Source organism: Mucilaginibacter sp. P4_C11 (assembly GCF_056402115.1).
Genome location: NZ_JBFUIA010000003.1, coordinates 214,158 through 230,709 on the forward strand (window position 1 = coordinate 214,158; position 16,552 = coordinate 230,709).

The following is a 16,552-nucleotide window of genomic DNA, read 5'->3' on the forward strand; positions in this document are numbered from 1 at the left end:
TCATTGCGAGGAAAGAAGCAATCGCGAATTGTGCATATTCGTTTTGCACCCGAAGAGGTTGCCACGCTGCGCTCGCAATGACATAGTATTATAAACTAATCATCTATGAAACCCGTCATTGCGAGGCACGAAGCAATCCCCAACTATACAGGGCAACCTTGCAAGGCCGGTTTGCATATCGGGGATTGCTTCGTACATCGCAATGACGCGTGGTTTTTTAGGCTGGTTTACTTATTCCTCTTTACCTGCATCTCAGTTCGGGCATTTGCCCAATCCCCTTACGATAACAATGTTTACAACCCTGCTATTAAAAGTGTGGAGTTTAACGGCACAGGCAAGCAGCCATTCCCGGTTATAAACCTGGGCAGCGATGATAAAGTGCTTTTGGCTTTTGATGACCTGCGTGGCGGTACCCGCAATTACAATTACACTATTGAGCATTGTGATGCCAACTGGAACTCTTCAAACCTTTCGCCGGCCGAGTACCTGCAAAGTTTCCAGGACGATAGGTTTTATACCTTCAGCTACTCTATAGGTACATTTCAAAAATATACCCATTACGAGCAGCAGATCCCCAATGACAATATCGCGCCCAAAATATCCGGCAATTACATCCTGAAGGTTTATGAGGATGGCGATCAATCCAAACTAATCCTAACCCGTCGCTTATACGTGGTAGGCCAAAAAGTTTCAATTGCCGCCAATACGCTTGCTTCGCCAAGCACGCAAACCCGGCAAACCAATCAAAAGTTAAACTTCACTGTCGACTATGGCAGTCTCAGGGTGCAAAATCCATCCTATGATATCCGGGTTTTTGTAATGCAAAATGCACGTACATCAACAGGCATTTTAAATACCCGTCCTACCAACATCCGCGGCACTTCGTTGGTTTATAATGATGTAGCTATTAACGACTTCCCGGGCCGTAACGAATTCAGGCTGTTTGATTTGCGGACGCTTAAGCTCAATTCGCAAAGGGTGGCCAGGATTTATAAGAATACCGCCAACATAGTGGTGCTTATTGGCGACCCATGGCGCAATAACCCCAACTATGTGCAGTACTTTGATAATAACGGCAAGTTTTATATCCTGAACCAGGACGGCAGCGACCCACGTAGCGATGCTGATTATGCCCGCGTGTATTTTAGCCTGGCCGCAAATACCACCGGAAACGATGGTACGCCATATATTGTAGGCATGTTTAACGATTACAAAATTGACGAACGCAGCAAACTTACGCGCGACGAGAATGGCCGCTATTATATCAACCTGTTGCTAAAGCAGGGCGTATATGATTACGAATATGTTTGGGTTGATAACGCAACCAAAAAAGCCGACGATGTACCCATTGAAGGCAGCCATTTTGAAACCGAAAATGATTACCAGCTACTGGTTTACTACCGCCCCCCAACGGCCCGCTGGGACGAGCTGGTAGGCTTTAGTATGGTGAATACGGTAAAGAAGTAATCGTTAAAAATCATACAACATCTCCCGTCCGTTTTAGTTTATACCACTGTCATTCTGAGGTACGAAGAATCTATTCTATGCCGTGCATAGCAGCTTTGAAAAGTCTGCGAGTAGCCAGGTGGTACCTACCCATGACATATTTTCTTTTCGAGGCGCGTGGGCCTGTCACCCTGAGCCTGTCGAAGGGTCGCGTGGAGAGGCCTTTGCCCGCTATACTTCGACAGGCTCAGCACGACAACGCTCTTTAGTATGTCATTTCCCCTTCAGAATTTCGCGAAATTTTACAACTCAGGATAACACAAGGCAAGAGCGTCAAAATAGCTAATGGAATAAGCTTATGTCGTCGGGAAGATATAAGTATCAAATAGCACCTTGTTTTTATTGGCTGATACAGGTTAAATGATCCGGCTACCGAAGGGACTTGTGTTGGCCAAAAACAGGCACAAATATTTGGATGCGCCTAAATTACGCGATCAGTTTCGTGTTAACCATGTTAAAATATAAAATATTGATTATCAATTATTTATAAATTTTTTATCTAAAATATGTTAAGTTATGTTAACCCAATTACATGCGTTTGTCCTGGGATAACAGGCTCTTTATTTCCAAATCCCACAATTATTTATAATTTAGTGTCGTAATTACAATTAATCCAATTATTGCCTTTATGTACGCTATAAAATCTTCTTCAAAGGTCATTAAGCTTAGTGGCTTGTTGCTTATCGCGCTGTTTTTTAGCGCCAAAACCTTTGGCCAGCAAACCCGTCAAACACTTGATTTTGACAAGGGCTGGCGCTTTAACCTGGGCGAGGTAGCTGATGCCGAAAAGCCCGCCACCAGCGATACCAAATGGCGCAGCCTTAACCTGCCGCATGACTGGAGCGTTGAAGGCAAATTCAGCAAAGATAATCCTGCAACGCCCGAAGGCGGCGCACTGCCGGGTGGTATAGGCTGGTACCGTAAATCATTTACTGTTCCGGCATCATCAAAAGGCAAATTGGTATACATTGATTTTGACGGTGTTTACCAAAAAAGCAAAGTGTGGATTAACGGGCACCTGCTTGGTTTCAGGCCAAATGGTTATATCTCGTTCCGTTATGAGTTAACTCCGTACCTAAACTTTGGCGGTAATAACGTTATCGCTGTTAAGGTTGATAATTCTGTTCAGCCAAATTCGCGCTGGTATTCCGGTTCTGGTATTTACCGGAATGTATGGCTGGTTACTACCGCTAAAACTGCAATTAATCATTGGGGTACTTTTGTAACCACTACAGATGTAAGCAATGCATCAGCAAAAGTTAATATCAAAGTAAGCGTAAAAAACGGATCATCTTCTGCCGCACTGTCTGTAAAAACTACGTTATATGATGCTCTTGGCAAAGCAGTTGCCGGCGGCGGAGCGATACCATCTAAAACACAATTGCAGGATACTGTATTTGAAACAAGTACCACCCTTGCAGTAAAAAACCCAACTTTATGGAGTGTTGATAAGCCTTATTTATACAAAGCGGTTACGCAGATATTATCTGGCAAAACCGTTATCGACGAGTATACTACTCCAGTAGGCATCCGTTATTTTAATTTTGATGTGGATAAAGGCTTTAGTTTAAATGGTAAAGCCATGAAAATTTTAGGCGTGTGCGATCACCATGACCTGGGCAGCCTTGGCGCGGCCATCAACACGCGTGCATTGGAGCGTCAGCTACAGATATTAAAAGCGATGGGTTGTAATGGTATCCGTACCTCGCACAATCCACCGGCGCCGGAGTTGCTTGACCTTTGCGATAAAATGGGTTTCATTGTAATGGACGAAGCTTTTGATTGCTGGGAATGGGAAAAGGTTAAATACGATTATCACCTGTTTTTTAAAGAATGGCATAAACGCGACCTGGAAGACCAGGTACTGCGCGACCGTAACCACCCCAGCGTAATGATATGGAGTATTGGTAACGAAATTCCGCAACAGCATGATACCACTGCGTTAAGGATAGCACCGGAGCTTGCTGCCATAGTGCATAGCCTTGATACTACCCGCCCTATTACGGCAGCTAATAATAACCCGGATGCAAAAAATAAGATCATAGCTTCGGGCGCTTTAGACCTGGTAGGTTATAACTATCACGAATTTGAATATGCCGGTTTTCATGACCGCTACCCAGGTAAAAAATTCATAGCTACTGAAACTACTTCGGGCCTGGAAACGCGTGGCTATTACGAAATGCCATCAGATAGCATCCGTGTATGGCCCGAAAGATGGGATAAGCCATTTGAAAGAGAAGGTAATAACGTATCGGCTTATGACAACGTACGACCACCATGGGGATCGACCCATGAGATGACCTGGAAAGTGATGAAAAAATATGATTTCCTTTCGGGGATGTTCATCTGGACAGGCTTTGATTATTTAGGCGAACCTACACCATATAGCTGGCCGTCGCGCAGTTCGTACTTTGGTATTGTTGATTTGGCCGGCTTCCCTAAGGATGTGTACTACATGTATCAAAGCGAGTGGACAAACAAACCGGTACTGCATATCTTCCCGCATTGGAACTGGACTCCGGGCAAGATGGTTGACGTTTGGGCGTATTACAACAATGCCGATGAAGTGGAGCTTTTCCTGAATGGAAAATCATTAGGCACCAAAAAGAAAACCGGCAACGACCTGCACATCATGTGGCGTGTTAAATATGAGCCAGGTACGCTGAAAGCCGTTTCACGTAAGGATGGCAAAGTGGTGTTAACCAAACTTATCCATACCGCCGGCGAGCCGGCTAAGATTGAACTATCGGCCGACCGTAAGCTGATCAAAGCCGACGGAAAAGATCTGTCGTTCATCACCGTAAAAATATTGGATAAAGATGGCAACGTGGTGCCAGATGCAGATAACCTGGTCGACTTTAAAATAAACGGTCCGGCCTTTGTTGCCAGCGTTGATAACGGCGATCCTGTTACACACGATTCCTTCAAGGTATCGTACCGTAAAGCTTTCCATGGCTTAGCACTGGCCATTGTACAGGCAAAGGAAAAAGCGGGAGCAGTTACATTTACAGCAACATCCAAAGGCTTGCCTGCTGCTACAATTACCTTGACTGCGAAGTAGCCAACCGCAATCTAAAGAAATATACATGTGTCATTGCTTTTGTTAGACCAAAGGCAATGACATTTTTATTTTAAATGCATAAACATTTACTGTCCCGTAAAACAATTGGCCGGTTAACCCATTAATTGGTAATACTTTATTACCTTGTTTATGCCTGCCAAAGAATACCCGTTTTATCTTAAGAGCACCGTTATCATGTTCGGGCTCATTTTATTGGTTTATATATTTTACCAACTGGCCGATGTTTTTGTACCGATAGCTTACGCCTTATTCATCGCCATTTTGTTGAACCCGGTTTGCAATTGGCTGGAAAAGAAAAAGGTACCTAAAGCGTTAGCTATTTCCATTACCTTGTTATTGGCATCCATAGCCATAGCCGGGTTATTTTATTTTCTATCTACCCAAATAATCCAGTTTGGCGATTCGCTGCCCGTGCTGAAGCAAAAATTTGCAAGTATATCGGCTTCGGCGCAAACATGGGTGGCAACAACGTTTGGTTATCCCATACAAAAACAAAATCTGCTTATTAAAGAGGCAATGAATAACAGCCAATCGCTATTGGGCAGTACCCTGGGTTCGGTATTAGGAATCTTTGGGTTGGTATTTATTATACCGGTTTATGTTTTCCTGGTACTGTATTACAAAACTTTGCTGCTCAACTTTTTTTACGAAGTATTTTCTGAGGAAAACTCCAAACGCGTAGCCGACGTTTTACATGAAACCAAAGCAGCTGTACAAAGCTATATTATAGGTTTGTTAATTGAGATGATAATTGTGGCCGCGCTGAATTCACTGGCACTTATCCTGCTTGGCGTAAAATATGGTATCCTGATTGGGGTTATTGGCGCTATCCTTAACCTGGTGCCTTACTTAGGCGGTATTATTGCCATAGCCTTGCCCGTATTGATGGCTACGGTCACCAAAGATGGCTACACCACGCAATTGGGCGTAATTGGGGCCTACATGGTAATCCAGTTTATTGACAACAATATCCTGGTGCCAAATATCGTATCATCAAAGGTTCAGATCAACGCGCTCATGTCTATAATCGTGGTGTTTTTGGGTAACATGCTATGGGGACTATCTGGCATGTTTCTTTCCATTCCCTTCCTGGCAGTACTTAAAATTATTTTCGACCGGATAGATGGCCTTAAACCATGGGGCAAACTACTTGGTGATACCGTACCCACCCGCCACAAGGGTGAGATATGGAAAAGGAGGAAGAAAGTTATTTTGCCGACCGAGTAAGTCAAAATTCAAAAGTAAAAATTCAAAAAAGAAGCAAAGCGATCTATGTAATGGAGGGGATAAAAATCAAAAGCCAAAATCGCTATGCAATTTTGACTTTTGATTTTTTAATTTTGACTTAAATTAATGGCTGACACCATTTTCGCCTTTATTCAAGGTTCCGTTGATGTATAAAACCTGGTTCACTTTTTTAGGGTCGCCTTGGTACACCCACACAATATTGTTGATGTAGGTTTTAAAGGCGTTGTTAACCTGCTCTACGGTTAATTTTTTAACATCATCAACCAAAGTTAATGAGCGTTTCCAGTTATCAAATAACACTTCGTTTGATGCTATAGATGACGCCTGGGCACTGTTGGTTTCGTTTTTATAGTAAAAACCGGTTAGGTAGGTAACCTTCATGTTGGCTACTTCTTCGGGTTTAAACCCTTCTGTTTTAACTTTATCAACAAGTTTATCAAATACAGCTATATATTTATCCGGTTGGGTGGTTGATACCGAGAAGCGGGCGGTTGACGTTTGCCCAACACTAAACCAGGCCTGCGGTGCGTATGATAAACCGTTATTGGTACGCACATCTAAAAAATGGCGGTTAGCAAAAATTCGCATGGCCACGTTAAAGGCGTCAAAATCTTCTGTACCAGGTATAGGGCCGCTGGTGATACCTTCCACATAGTTGGTAGCCAAATCGCGCTGCTCTACATTAATGCTGTTTTTGTAAACTTTAAATGACGCTTTTTTGAAGGTAAAGGCAGGGCCTTTTTTAACACCATCCAGCATCGCTTTTACTTTAGCCTCGATAGTAGCCTGGTCAAGATCGGCCACTACAACAATAAGCAAACGCGATTTGGTGAAGATTGAGCTATAATAAGCTTTAGTCTCCTCAGGAGTTAACTTGGTCAGGATATCCACTGTACCCATAGGGTCTTTGGCATAGTCGCGATTAACAAAGGCAACTTTATCTGCAAATTTGTCAATAGCGTTATCCGGCCTCGAATCCAGGCTTTTTAACTGGGTAATAGCGTCTGTTTTAATACGGGCAAACTCCTTGGCATCAAAACGCGGCTGGGTCATGGCCTCAACATATAGCGGCCAAACCACATCCAAGTCGCTTTTAATACAGTTCATGCGTACTACCGAAAAGTTTTTGTTGCTATAACCATAAATGGTTGAACTAACTTTATCCAGGATATCCTTAAATGCGTTTTTATCGTGCTTAACGGTACCGCATTCGGTCAGGGCATTCATAGCCATCGATTCGATACCCATTTTTTCGGCAGTATAATTTTGTACGCCACCTTTAATAATGGTTTGTATCTCTACAATATCGTTGCCGCTTGGCTGTACAATTACCTTAACGCCATCAACCGATGTTTCGTAAGCTGCTTTTTGTGCCTGTACCGTTTTTATATTTCCTATCGCCGCTACAATCAGCAGGCCGAACATATATTTCTTCATCATGATAAGATCTTTTAAATTACTTAGCTACAAAAAATGAAGCTGCATTCAGTTGTTTACTCAAATCGGGCGATATAATTAAGCCGGCCGCATATGGCTTGCCGATAATGTAGGTATCCACAAATTTCTTGATATCGGCACGGGTTACTTTCTGGTAATTGCTATCCAGGTCGGTAGCAAAATTAAGCGATGTGCTGCACCATTGGTAACTTAACTGGCTGGCCAGGGTTGATGGTTTTTCTTTACGGTGAATGCTGTTACGCAATAAAATAGCCTTCGCGTCTTTCAGCTGCTCATCGGTGTAGTAATCGTCTTTTGCCCATAGGCTTATCTGGTTTATTACCTCGTCATAGCACTCTTTAAGCTTGGTAGGGTTCGGCTCAATACCCATATCAATTGGGCCAACATATTTGCTGGTTGTGTAGCTTACATAAATGCTGCTGGCCAAACCTTTATCAACCAAAGCCTGCTGTAGTTTTGATGAGTTTAAACCTACAATGGTACCAAACAAATCTGCAGCTACGGTAGATGCAGAATCGGTAAGGTATGATGGGCCTTGCCATGAAATTTGCATCGATGGTGTTTGCGCTATGGTAGTTTCTTTAATAAAATATTCCTTTTTGGTTAATGGCTTAAACGGCGGGATAGGGTATTTTTCGTGCGGATTGAAGCCACTGCTTTCCCAATCGCCAAATATTTTTTCGGCCATGGCAAAAGCTGCGTCATGCTTTACGTCGCCGCAAATGGTAAGCAAGCTGTTGTTAGGGAAATAATATTTGTTTTTAATAACCATCATTTTCTCGGGTGTAGCGGTGTTAATCACTTCGTGAATCCCGATTGGGTTTTTTCGGGTGATAAGGTCGCCCCATAATTTTTGCTGAATACCATACCACAACTGGAAACCCGGATCGCTTTCGGCACGCTGGAACTCCCCATCAACAACGGGGCGCTCTTTTTTCATGTCCTCTTCGCGGTAAATAGGGAAACGAATGGCGGCGTTCATGAATTTTAAACCGGCGCTAAGGCTATCCCTGTCAAAAGTAAAAAAGTAGTTTACACGCTCCACATCGGTTGTGCCATTCCATATGGCGCCAAGTTCTTGCGTACGTTTCAGGAACGATGCCTGGTCAGGATAATCTTTATTGGCTTTAAAAAACATATGCTCGAACATATGCGACAGGCCGCTAAATTCCGGGCCTTCGGTATAAGCACCGTTTTTTACGGCAATTTCGATGGTAGCCAAAGGCACTTTGCTGTTTTCAATAACAACAACTTCCAGTCCGTTTGGAAGTTTTTTCCAGAAGTAACCTTCCGGCAGGCGAGGCTGGGCGATTGCAAGGCAAAAGCTAAAAACCCCAATAACACTCAGTGTTAAGGTTTTAATAAGATTTTGGGTCATAGATATATTAATAATGTTTTAAACACTATAAATATATTGGTATAAATTATGAAAAGGAAAAATTTATCCTTTTTTAACTTAGTTTTTAGTTAAAACGAGTAAAGCGATCACAGATATTATTACAAGCCCGATTTGATACTATTGTAAGGCACGCCCAAATCATCGATGGAATATTGGGTAAGTATGCTATCTTTTATGGTGATATAATCTCCGCGGTCGGTAACAAACCATTTTTCGATACCATCCTTAGTAACCACAGTTGGGATAGTTGCAGATACCACTTTGCCGGTTGTATCTAATTCCAGGATGTAAAATTCCTTTTTCGGGTCTGTTAAATCCCTGAAGGGAATGATGACGGTATGGTTGTTATCATCAATAAAGTGGCCGAAAAAGTTTTGGTCCTTTAATTCCTTTGGATGGAAACTGATAAGCTTTTGGGCCATCTGGGCAGATACGCCGGTTATTTTTAGCCTTACCACGTTGCCTTCCGAATCTTTTAAAGTATCCTGCATGGTTGCCGTTTGGGCGCTGGGATACTTGGCAATCGCGTAAAAATTATTCGACCCGGTATTTTTATCATTATGGCCGGGTAGCATGTAGCACAGTTGCAGGTTGGGCAAAGCAGCACTGTCCGATTTTATTTTTCCGGCGATGCCAAGCAGTTGTTCTTTAGTAAGCCGGGTTTTAATATTAACGATAACCTTACTGGCAGTATCTGATTTGGTTACCTTGGATATACTGTAATAAGCAACGTCTTTTTTTGTACAGGCGGATGCCAGCAAGACAACCGATAATATATATACAGATAGATTTTTCATAGTGGGCAAAGATAAACACGATTTTTCACTCATGCTCATTTTTTAAAGGTGTTCAAGAGGGCTGCGCGATTCAACATCTGGCAGCATTTGCAAAATTTTTGTTAGGTGGATAAATGGATAAAATCCCGTAACTATTGCCAGGAAAATCCGGGCCAGAAAAATTTCGCCCAATAAAAAAATCCCACCGGTTTCTGAAACCAGCAGGATTTATAAGATCTTTTTAAGCGCCAGGCGCCTTAAAACAGATAGATTATTTACCGGCAGCGATAGCCAAAGCTTCGTTGTTTTTTTGGATTTGGTTGCCTTTTTTCTCGGCAGAACGGCTTCCGTACTCAAGGTTAGTAGCCAGTTTTAAAAACTGAACTTCTAAACGTGAAGTAGTTTTGTTTTTTCTATCTTTTCTTTTTAAACGTGTAACGCCCATGGTGTTGTTATTTTAATGTTTTTAATACCCTTGAGGTCGGGAGCGGATTCGAACCGCTGTAAAAGGTTTTGCAGACCTCTGCCTAGCCACTCGGCCACCCGACCCTAATTTTAGGATTGCAAAAATAGTAATTTATTTATTGCAAAGCCAATATTTATTTCATTGAATTTCTTTTTATTTCAGAACACAGTATGGCAGTGGCTATTGCCACATTCAATGACTCGGCCTGGCCCGCCCTCGGGATGGTTATTTTAGTGGTTATTAACCGCTCAATATCAGCGCTTATGCCGTTGCCTTCGTTGCCCATCACCAATAATCCCTCGTCGCCAAAAGTGGTATTGTAAATATTCTCTCCATCCAGCATCGCCCCAAATATCGGCAATTTAATTTGTTGCAGGGCCTGCGCCAGCGTGGTATAATGCACATTTACCCGCGCCAACGAGCCCATGGTGGCCTGTACTACTTTGGGGTTGTATACGTCAACGGTATCCTCGCTGCATATGATGTCATTAATACCAAACCAATCGGCAGTGCGGATAATGGTACCCATATTGCCGGGGTCCTGTATATTATCCAACACTAAAGAAAACCTTTGTTTAAGGCTATCGTAATTTAAAGTTGGCCATATTGGTATTTTAACCAAACCAATTACCTCCTGCGGCGTTTTCAAAGTGCTGATTTTTTCGATATCCTTCACCGAAATCTCTTGAAAGTTTATTTTTCGGGATAAATTCAGCATTTTTGGGGCAATTGCGCCGGTATGGTATACCGTATCAACCTGGTAACGTGAACCTGTAAATTCAACAACTGATTTATAGCCTTCAACCAGGAAAAAACCATGCTCCCTGCGAAATTTTTTATGTTGTAAGGATGTTAATAAACTGATTTGTGATTTTGAAAGCATACAAAAAACCTGCTGGTTACCGTCTTGCAATATTAAGTATTTTACTGCTCATAATCGGCTCGGGCTGTAGCCTAACCCGTGGCATCAGCAAAAATCAAACCCTGGTGCGTAAAATTACCATAAAAGGTATTGATGAACAGTTTGCCGAAGCCGCGTTAAATTATGTTGATAAAGAACAACAGCCCAATAACAAGCTTAACCTGCAATTTTATTATTGGTTTAGCAATCATGGCAAACGCAACATAGGCGAGGCCCCTACTTTACTTGATAGTAACCTGGTTGAATACTCGCGTTTCCAGATGGAAAAGTTCATCCAAAACCGGGGTTATTTAAAAGCAAAAGTTACCGATAGCGTTATCATCAAAAAGCAACGCGCCGAAATAGTTTTTACTACCGTAGAAGGCCCGATGTTCCACATCCGTAAGCTGGTAGATAGCATTCCGGATAAAAAAATTGCCAACCTTTACCACGCCAACCGCAACAATATGTCGCATATACAACCCGGAGGGCGTTTTGACATGGATAGCCTGGCGCATGACCGCGATGAACTTTACCTGCTGATGAAACGTAACGGCTATTTTGACTTTTACCGCCAGTATGTAAATTTCACCTACGATTCTACCTTCAACAGCAGCGTGGTTGATATTAAAATGATGATTGATAACCCGGCAGGCAAAACAGAACACCCGGTTTATAAAATTAATAATACGCTGATAACCATATCTGCCAGTAACGGCAAAACCACCGGCAAAGCAGATACTTTGCAGGTCGATTCGCAATTCAGATATGTTGATTTCTCGCATCGGTTTAAACCGCGGGTAGTAACGGATTATACTTTCCAAAAAAAGGGGCAATTATTTGATATCGACAAACAAACCTTAACTACAACCAGACTGTCGGAGTTAAACGTTTTCCGTAATGTGCCCAACCCAACTTATGAAAAACTGGCTGATAGTACGCACCGCCTGAATACAAAAATTGATATAATACCCCTTAAACATTATTCAGACCGGGTTGAAGGCGAGTTCCTGTTTGCCAACGGCAGGTATGGCTACAATGTGGGCAATACTTTTACCAACCGGAATCTTTTTAGCCAGGCAGCAATCCTGCAACTAAAACTCAACTGGAGTATTTTGTTTGATAACGGATCAAACACTACCAATAATGACAATATACAAAACCAGGAGTTTAGGGCCGGGGCAAATTTAATTTACCCTCGTATTATATCGCCTTTTAACTTCCCGCTTTTAGGAAAATTTGGCGTACCCCATACGACTTTCTCAACCAATTACTCTTTATTTTACCAAAAAGGGTTGGTTACACGCCAAAGCTTTATAAATTCCATAAGCTATGATTTTTATGAAACTGCCCGTAAGCTTCATACCATTACCCCTATCAACATCGAATTTTCAAAAGGGGTTATTGATCCTGCCGCCTATGACAGTTTACTGGCTTATAACCGGTTTGCTTATATAAAATTAATAGGCCGCACAGTTTTCACAACAGGCAGTCAGTACACGTTTCAATACAATGCCATTGAGTTAAACTCTTATGGCAACTTTTTATATTTCCGCGGAAACCTGGATATAGGTGGCAATTTCCTGAGCCTGTTAAGCAATACTTTTAACACATCAAGAGACGCCGATAATAAACGTACCTTTTTAGGGTATACTTTTAGCCAGTATGCTAAAGCTGAAGGCGATATGCGCTTTTACCGTACACTGGGGGGTGAAAAACAATTTGTTTTTCGTATTAATCCTGGCATCGGGGTTCCTTATGGTAATAGCGATCAGTTAATATTTGAAAAAAACTTTTACGGCGGCGGCGCCAATGATATGCGCGCCTGGCTGCCGCGCACATTGGGTCCCGGCAATTTTAACAGGGCGACATATTACGGCACAGACACCACCGGGCGTACCCGTTATAAGTATCTTGACCAGTTTGGCGAAATAAAATTGGTGGCCAACGCCGAATACCGTTATAAACTGATCAATAACTTTTTTGGTGCCAAGCTTAAGGGGGCTGTTTTTGTTGACGCAGGCAACGTTTGGCGCCTGGGCAAAAAAGCAGAGAGCCCTAATGGCGAGTTCAGGTTTGATAACCTTTGGCAGTCAACTGCAATTGGCGTAGGCACCGGCTTAAGGTTCGATTTAAGCTTCTTTGTATTCAGGCTGGATATGGCCTTCAAGTTCAAAGATCCGCAGTTTAGCGGCAGCGATCAATGGGTACTTATTAAACACGCCGACGAACTGTTTAAATCGGGAAGCTTTAAAGAGGCTTATCTAAAAGCCAACGCCACCGGCGTTGATAGCAAAGGCAACGTTGTTGGCGATAGTTACAATTTTATGCAGCTAAACTTCGGGATAGGGCTGCCTTTTTAATTATTGAATTATCGATTTAGTGAATTATTGAATTAGGAAGATTGGCAGGCTATTCAGTTTATAGTTATGTGATCCCCAATAATCTAAAATCCCAATAAACCATCTCTTCTCGAAAATCGCGAATATTCTACGTGGACTTGAAATAGTTCACCGGATGCGCAGCAGCTTGTACAGTAGCATTAAAGCCTTTAGCCCCTTGTCAAAAAGTCTTGATTCCTGGCTCTTGATTCTTGGCTCCTTTCGCTAAAGCATATTCTTTAGCCCATCAATTATGCTTTCAAAGAAGGTTGGGATACTGAGGTTATTGTGATAGTTAAAATACAGGAAGATACAAAAGATGATAACGGCTATAATAATAAACCGCTTAAACATATAAGCCAACAAAACTAATATAAGCGGTATGGCAACTAACAGCACCCAGCTTATGTGCCATGGGCTTAGTTTACTATCGTGCTTGTATATGTAATAAAGTATGGCGTGGGTGCCGGTTTCGTTCATATGCTTGGCATACAAAAACGTCGACCGGTCTATTTTTTGGCGATAAAACGCAACTCCTTTTTCAAATTTAAGCTGGTATTCAAATCCGTTCATCACAAAGGTGAACAGGCCATTCACTTTCTCCTGCGTTACGCCCGCGGTGTCGGTTGCTACTATGGCCACCTGGTCAATCGCAAAAGGATTTTCTTTAACTACAAAATGATTTATGGTTATCGCATCAGCAAAAACAAAACTGTGGGCTGCTGTAACAAAGCAAAGTAAAAGCAATATTTTTTTCATCTGTCAATAAACCTTCAGTAAAATGTACGCAATAAAAATAGTGTTTTTTACACTACTTATTCAGCAAATAAATAGCAGCATTAAGTACCGCGGCAAAACTTACCCAAAGCAAATAAGGCCATAACAACCGGCCCGCGGCCTTGCTAAACTTGTAAAACCAGTTGATGTTTAGTATAATAGTTAACCACATTAAAATGATAACAATAAGTGCCCCCCCTACCTGGTGTAAACCAAAAAACACTATCGACCATGAAAAATTCAAGGCGAGTTGTGTAAAGTAAATATTGCGTGCTATGATGTATACAGGCTTACGGCTGCGGTGTTTCCACACCAGGTAAGCTGCAGTAGCCATCATGATGTATAGTACCGTCCACACCGGCGCAAACAGCCATGGCGGCGGATTAAACGATGGCTTTTTAAGTGTGCTGTACCATCCGGCAATTTCGGGCCGTGTAAATAGCGAAGCCACAAAGCCAATGGCCAGTGTAATTATTAAACTGATCAGGAACGGAAAAAATTGAAACTTTCTGGGTACGGCCGGGATCATCGTTTAGTTAACCATCAAAAATGCAATAAGTTTGCCGGATATTTACAATACGATTATCCAAACAAGCATTAAAAAAACACAAATGTGTTAGTTTAGCGGTAACTGCCAAAGTTGGCAAAAATAAAATGATAAAGACTTTTAAACTATATACCGGTGCCGACGGGCACTCGCATGTACAAACAGGCACAGTAGCCGAAGGCCTTTTTAACCAGGCATCAAGCATCAGGTTCCAGGAATCGCCGCCACATTCGTTTTTTGATTGGCATAATGCCCCTGCCGAGCAGTATGTGATAACCTTATCAGGAACTCTTGAGTTTGAAACCCGCCCTGGCGAAACTTTTATTGTGCGACCCGGCGAAATACTGATTGCCCTGGATACCACCGGAACCGCTCATAAGTGGAAATTAGTTGATGACCAGCCATGGCGACGAGCTTACGTTGCTTTTGATGCCGGCCATGAAATAAATTTTGTGCCGGACGAAGTGTAAAAAAAGCCATGCTGGCCTGGCATTGCTACCAAGCCAGCCCCCTGCTTGCAAAACAATCGGTTTGCCTTGCTTGCAGAGCCCGGATGTTGCCCCCGATGGCTTTACCGGATGACTTTTAAACTTCTTTAATCTGGCTTAATCCGTACGTAAACAGTACTAAAGCCATCAGAAATGAATATATCGTTTTGGTATAAGGTATCGTTGCGGATAATAAAAGCGGTAGGGTTTTGGTTATTAATCTTCAACAGGTCAAAAGTTTCGGTAGCCGAATATTTATAGTTCCTGGTTATCGAAAACTTACCCGATAAGGTAAGCGAATCTTTTTTATACATTTTAAAAGTACTATCGGCACCATAAACCTGGGTAAATGAGTAACCCGAGTTTTGAGGCGTGAGGGTAACCCCACCAATGCCACCAACAGATTTTACCCACCGCCAACTGCCGGTTATTTGTGTAGATGCCGGGCCCGGCAAGCCATCTTTATTACATGAACTAACGCTGCAGAGTACCAGCGCGGCAAATAACAGGATAAAGTATCTCATTTTATTAGGTTATATAAAGCATTACGCAAGCATTTAAAGCTTTGCTACAGCACATTACAATTTTCTGCAAAATTATTTTATATAACTACTTATGTTATTTTGCAGCAAATTCTTTGTATCATTAAACCATGATTATAGTCATTCAATGTAAAGACCAGGTGGGCCTGGTTGCTTACATAGCAGCCATATTGGCCAGGCAGCATTTAAACATCGTATCCATGCGCGAACATGTGGATCAAAACGAAGGTTTATTTTTTATGCGGGTTGTAGTTGATGATAACCCCGAAAGTGCACAACTGGAACAACTATTAAAACGGCTGCTGCCCGATGGTGCCGTGGTGCTGGTAAACCCCCTCCCCCACAAAAAGGTGGTGGTGCTGGTAACTAAAGAATACCACTGCCTTGCCGATATACTTATTCGTAATTATTTTAAAACATTGGGCGCTACTGTGCAATGTGTTATTGGTAACCATGCTACACTACAAAATATTTGCGAACGCTTTGATATGCCTTTTCACCACATATCCCATGAAGAAGGCACCAAAGAAGAATTTGAACAAAAGGTAATTGAAACCGTTGAACGGTACACGCCCGACTATGTTGTGTTAGCTAAATACATGCGTATCCTGTCGCCAAATTTTGTCAGCAAGTTTCCTATGCGCATCATCAATATCCACCACTCGTTTTTACCTGCCTTTATTGGCGCAAATCCTTACCGTAAGGCTTTTGAACGTGGTGTTAAGTTAATTGGTGCAACAGCACACTTTGTATCAAATGAGCTTGACGAAGGGCCTATCATCGCCCAGCAAATTATCCCGGTGAATCATACGTTTACAGCAGCAACCATGGTAAAGGCAGGGCAGGAAATTGAAACTTCCGTATTGGCCAGAGCGCTTAAGCTGGTGTTTGAAGACCGCGTATTTGTATCAAAAAACAAAACCGTAATTTTTGAGTAACCGCGTTCAAGTCGCTAAATCCCAATATATCAAAGTTGATATT

General features: G+C 42.3%; 14 protein-coding genes and 1 tRNA gene. 6 read left to right on the top strand and 9 right to left on the bottom strand.

The genetic code is table 11. From position 1 onward, the window contains the following. Positions 1-105 precede the first annotated feature (105 nt). The 3 genes from AC1DU2_RS04150 to AC1DU2_RS04160 all read left to right on the top strand — a co-directional run bounded on the left by AC1DU2_RS04150 (position 106) and on the right by AC1DU2_RS04160 (position 5,815). Complete coding sequence (locus AC1DU2_RS04150) at positions 106-1,467, top strand: type IX secretion system plug protein (RefSeq protein WP_477382924.1); 1,362 nt, start codon at positions 106-108, stop codon at positions 1,465-1,467. A 667-nt stretch (positions 1,468-2,134) separates the two neighbouring features. Then, positions 2,135-4,567, top strand: a complete 2,433-nt coding sequence (galB, locus tag AC1DU2_RS04155; protein ID WP_477382925.1) for a beta-galactosidase GalB — start codon at positions 2,135-2,137, stop codon at positions 4,565-4,567. 150 nt (positions 4,568-4,717) lie between these two features. Then, the gene (locus tag AC1DU2_RS04160) at positions 4,718-5,815 is read left to right on the top strand and encodes an AI-2E family transporter (RefSeq protein ID WP_477382926.1); all 1,098 of its coding nucleotides are present in this window, start codon (positions 4,718-4,720) and stop codon (positions 5,813-5,815) included. A 123-nt stretch (positions 5,816-5,938) separates the two neighbouring features. Here the strand turns inward: AC1DU2_RS04160 and AC1DU2_RS04165 are convergent, their stop codons facing one another. From AC1DU2_RS04165 to AC1DU2_RS04190, 6 genes are all read right to left on the bottom strand, one after another. Further along, complete coding sequence (locus AC1DU2_RS04165; protein ID WP_477360649.1) at positions 5,939-7,276, bottom strand: M16 family metallopeptidase; 1,338 nt, start codon at positions 7,274-7,276, stop codon at positions 5,939-5,941. Positions 7,277-7,292: 16 nt separating this feature from the next. After that, positions 7,293-8,672 carry a M16 family metallopeptidase gene (locus AC1DU2_RS04170; protein ID WP_477360651.1) on the bottom strand — a complete coding sequence of 460 codons (1,380 nt, stop codon included), beginning with the start codon at positions 8,670-8,672 and terminating at the stop codon, positions 7,293-7,295. A 119-nt stretch (positions 8,673-8,791) separates the two neighbouring features. After that, on the bottom strand, positions 8,792-9,490 hold the full coding sequence (locus AC1DU2_RS04175) for a hypothetical protein (RefSeq protein ID WP_477382927.1): 699 nt from the start codon (positions 9,488-9,490) through the stop codon (positions 8,792-8,794). Positions 9,491-9,740: 250 nt separating this feature from the next. Then, on the bottom strand, positions 9,741-9,914 hold the full coding sequence (locus AC1DU2_RS04180; RefSeq protein ID WP_090652361.1) for a spore protein: 174 nt from the start codon (positions 9,912-9,914) through the stop codon (positions 9,741-9,743). Between the two features lie 33 nt (positions 9,915-9,947). Next, positions 9,948-10,018: transfer RNA gene (locus AC1DU2_RS04185), tRNA-Cys, on the bottom strand. Between the two features lie 50 nt (positions 10,019-10,068). Continuing rightward, the gene (locus AC1DU2_RS04190; protein ID WP_477360655.1) at positions 10,069-10,818 is read right to left on the bottom strand and encodes a TrmH family RNA methyltransferase; all 750 of its coding nucleotides are present in this window, start codon (positions 10,816-10,818) and stop codon (positions 10,069-10,071) included. Between AC1DU2_RS04190 and tamL the strand changes: the two genes are divergently transcribed. Beyond that, positions 10,809-13,199 carry a translocation and assembly module lipoprotein TamL gene (gene tamL, locus AC1DU2_RS04195; RefSeq protein ID WP_477382929.1) on the top strand — a complete coding sequence of 797 codons (2,391 nt, stop codon included), beginning with the start codon at positions 10,809-10,811 and terminating at the stop codon, positions 13,197-13,199. The two genes, AC1DU2_RS04190 and tamL, sit on opposite strands and share 10 nt — an antisense overlap. Positions 13,200-13,442: 243 nt before the next feature. Here tamL and AC1DU2_RS04200 read toward each other — a convergent pair whose 3' ends face one another. Both AC1DU2_RS04200 and AC1DU2_RS04205 read right to left on the bottom strand, forming a co-directional pair. Next, positions 13,443-13,976 (bottom strand): hypothetical protein, encoded by a 534-nt coding sequence (locus tag AC1DU2_RS04200; RefSeq protein ID WP_477360659.1) that lies wholly within the window; start codon positions 13,974-13,976, stop codon positions 13,443-13,445. Positions 13,977-14,028: 52 nt separating this feature from the next. Beyond that, entirely contained in the window at positions 14,029-14,523 is a 495-nt protein-coding gene (locus AC1DU2_RS04205) for a TspO/MBR family protein (RefSeq protein ID WP_477382930.1), read from the bottom strand. 125 nt (positions 14,524-14,648) lie between these two features. On the opposite strand from AC1DU2_RS04205, the gene AC1DU2_RS04210 reads away from it, so the two are divergent. Further along, positions 14,649-15,011 carry a hypothetical protein gene (locus tag AC1DU2_RS04210; RefSeq protein ID WP_477382931.1) on the top strand — a complete coding sequence of 121 codons (363 nt, stop codon included), beginning with the start codon at positions 14,649-14,651 and terminating at the stop codon, positions 15,009-15,011. Positions 15,012-15,136: 125 nt separating this feature from the next. On the opposite strand, the gene AC1DU2_RS04215 is transcribed toward AC1DU2_RS04210, so the two are convergent. After that, positions 15,137-15,553: a hypothetical protein gene (locus tag AC1DU2_RS04215; RefSeq protein WP_477360665.1), complete on the bottom strand. Its 417-nt coding sequence runs from the start codon at positions 15,551-15,553 to the stop codon at positions 15,137-15,139. Positions 15,554-15,681: 128 nt separating this feature from the next. On the opposite strand from AC1DU2_RS04215, the gene purU reads away from it, so the two are divergent. After that, positions 15,682-16,509 (top strand): formyltetrahydrofolate deformylase, encoded by an 828-nt coding sequence (purU, locus tag AC1DU2_RS04220; protein WP_477382932.1) that lies wholly within the window; start codon positions 15,682-15,684, stop codon positions 16,507-16,509. Positions 16,510-16,552 lie beyond the last annotated feature (43 nt).

Coding starts and splice junctions, on each gene's coding strand:
- AC1DU2_RS04175 (WP_477382927.1), bottom strand. CDS start 9,490: ATGAAAAATCTATCTGTATATATATTATCGGTTGTCTTGCTGGCATCC.
- AC1DU2_RS04190 (WP_477360655.1), bottom strand. CDS start 10,818: ATGCTTTCAAAATCACAAATCAGTTTATTAACATCCTTACAACATAAA.
- AC1DU2_RS04165 (WP_477360649.1), bottom strand. CDS start 7,276: ATGATGAAGAAATATATGTTCGGCCTGCTGATTGTAGCGGCGATAGGA.
- AC1DU2_RS04215 (WP_477360665.1), bottom strand. CDS start 15,553: ATGAGATACTTTATCCTGTTATTTGCCGCGCTGGTACTCTGCAGCGTT.
- AC1DU2_RS04210 (WP_477382931.1), top strand. CDS start 14,649: ATGATAAAGACTTTTAAACTATATACCGGTGCCGACGGGCACTCGCAT.
- AC1DU2_RS04170 (WP_477360651.1), bottom strand. CDS start 8,672: ATGACCCAAAATCTTATTAAAACCTTAACACTGAGTGTTATTGGGGTT.
- AC1DU2_RS04200 (WP_477360659.1), bottom strand. CDS start 13,976: ATGAAAAAAATATTGCTTTTACTTTGCTTTGTTACAGCAGCCCACAGT.
- galB (WP_477382925.1), top strand. CDS start 2,135: ATGTACGCTATAAAATCTTCTTCAAAGGTCATTAAGCTTAGTGGCTTG.
- AC1DU2_RS04160 (WP_477382926.1), top strand. CDS start 4,718: ATGCCTGCCAAAGAATACCCGTTTTATCTTAAGAGCACCGTTATCATG.
- purU (WP_477382932.1), top strand. CDS start 15,682: ATGATTATAGTCATTCAATGTAAAGACCAGGTGGGCCTGGTTGCTTAC.
- AC1DU2_RS04180 (WP_090652361.1), bottom strand. CDS start 9,914: ATGGGCGTTACACGTTTAAAAAGAAAAGATAGAAAAAACAAAACTACT.
- AC1DU2_RS04150 (WP_477382924.1), top strand. CDS start 106: ATGAAACCCGTCATTGCGAGGCACGAAGCAATCCCCAACTATACAGGG.
- AC1DU2_RS04205 (WP_477382930.1), bottom strand. CDS start 14,523: ATGATCCCGGCCGTACCCAGAAAGTTTCAATTTTTTCCGTTCCTGATC.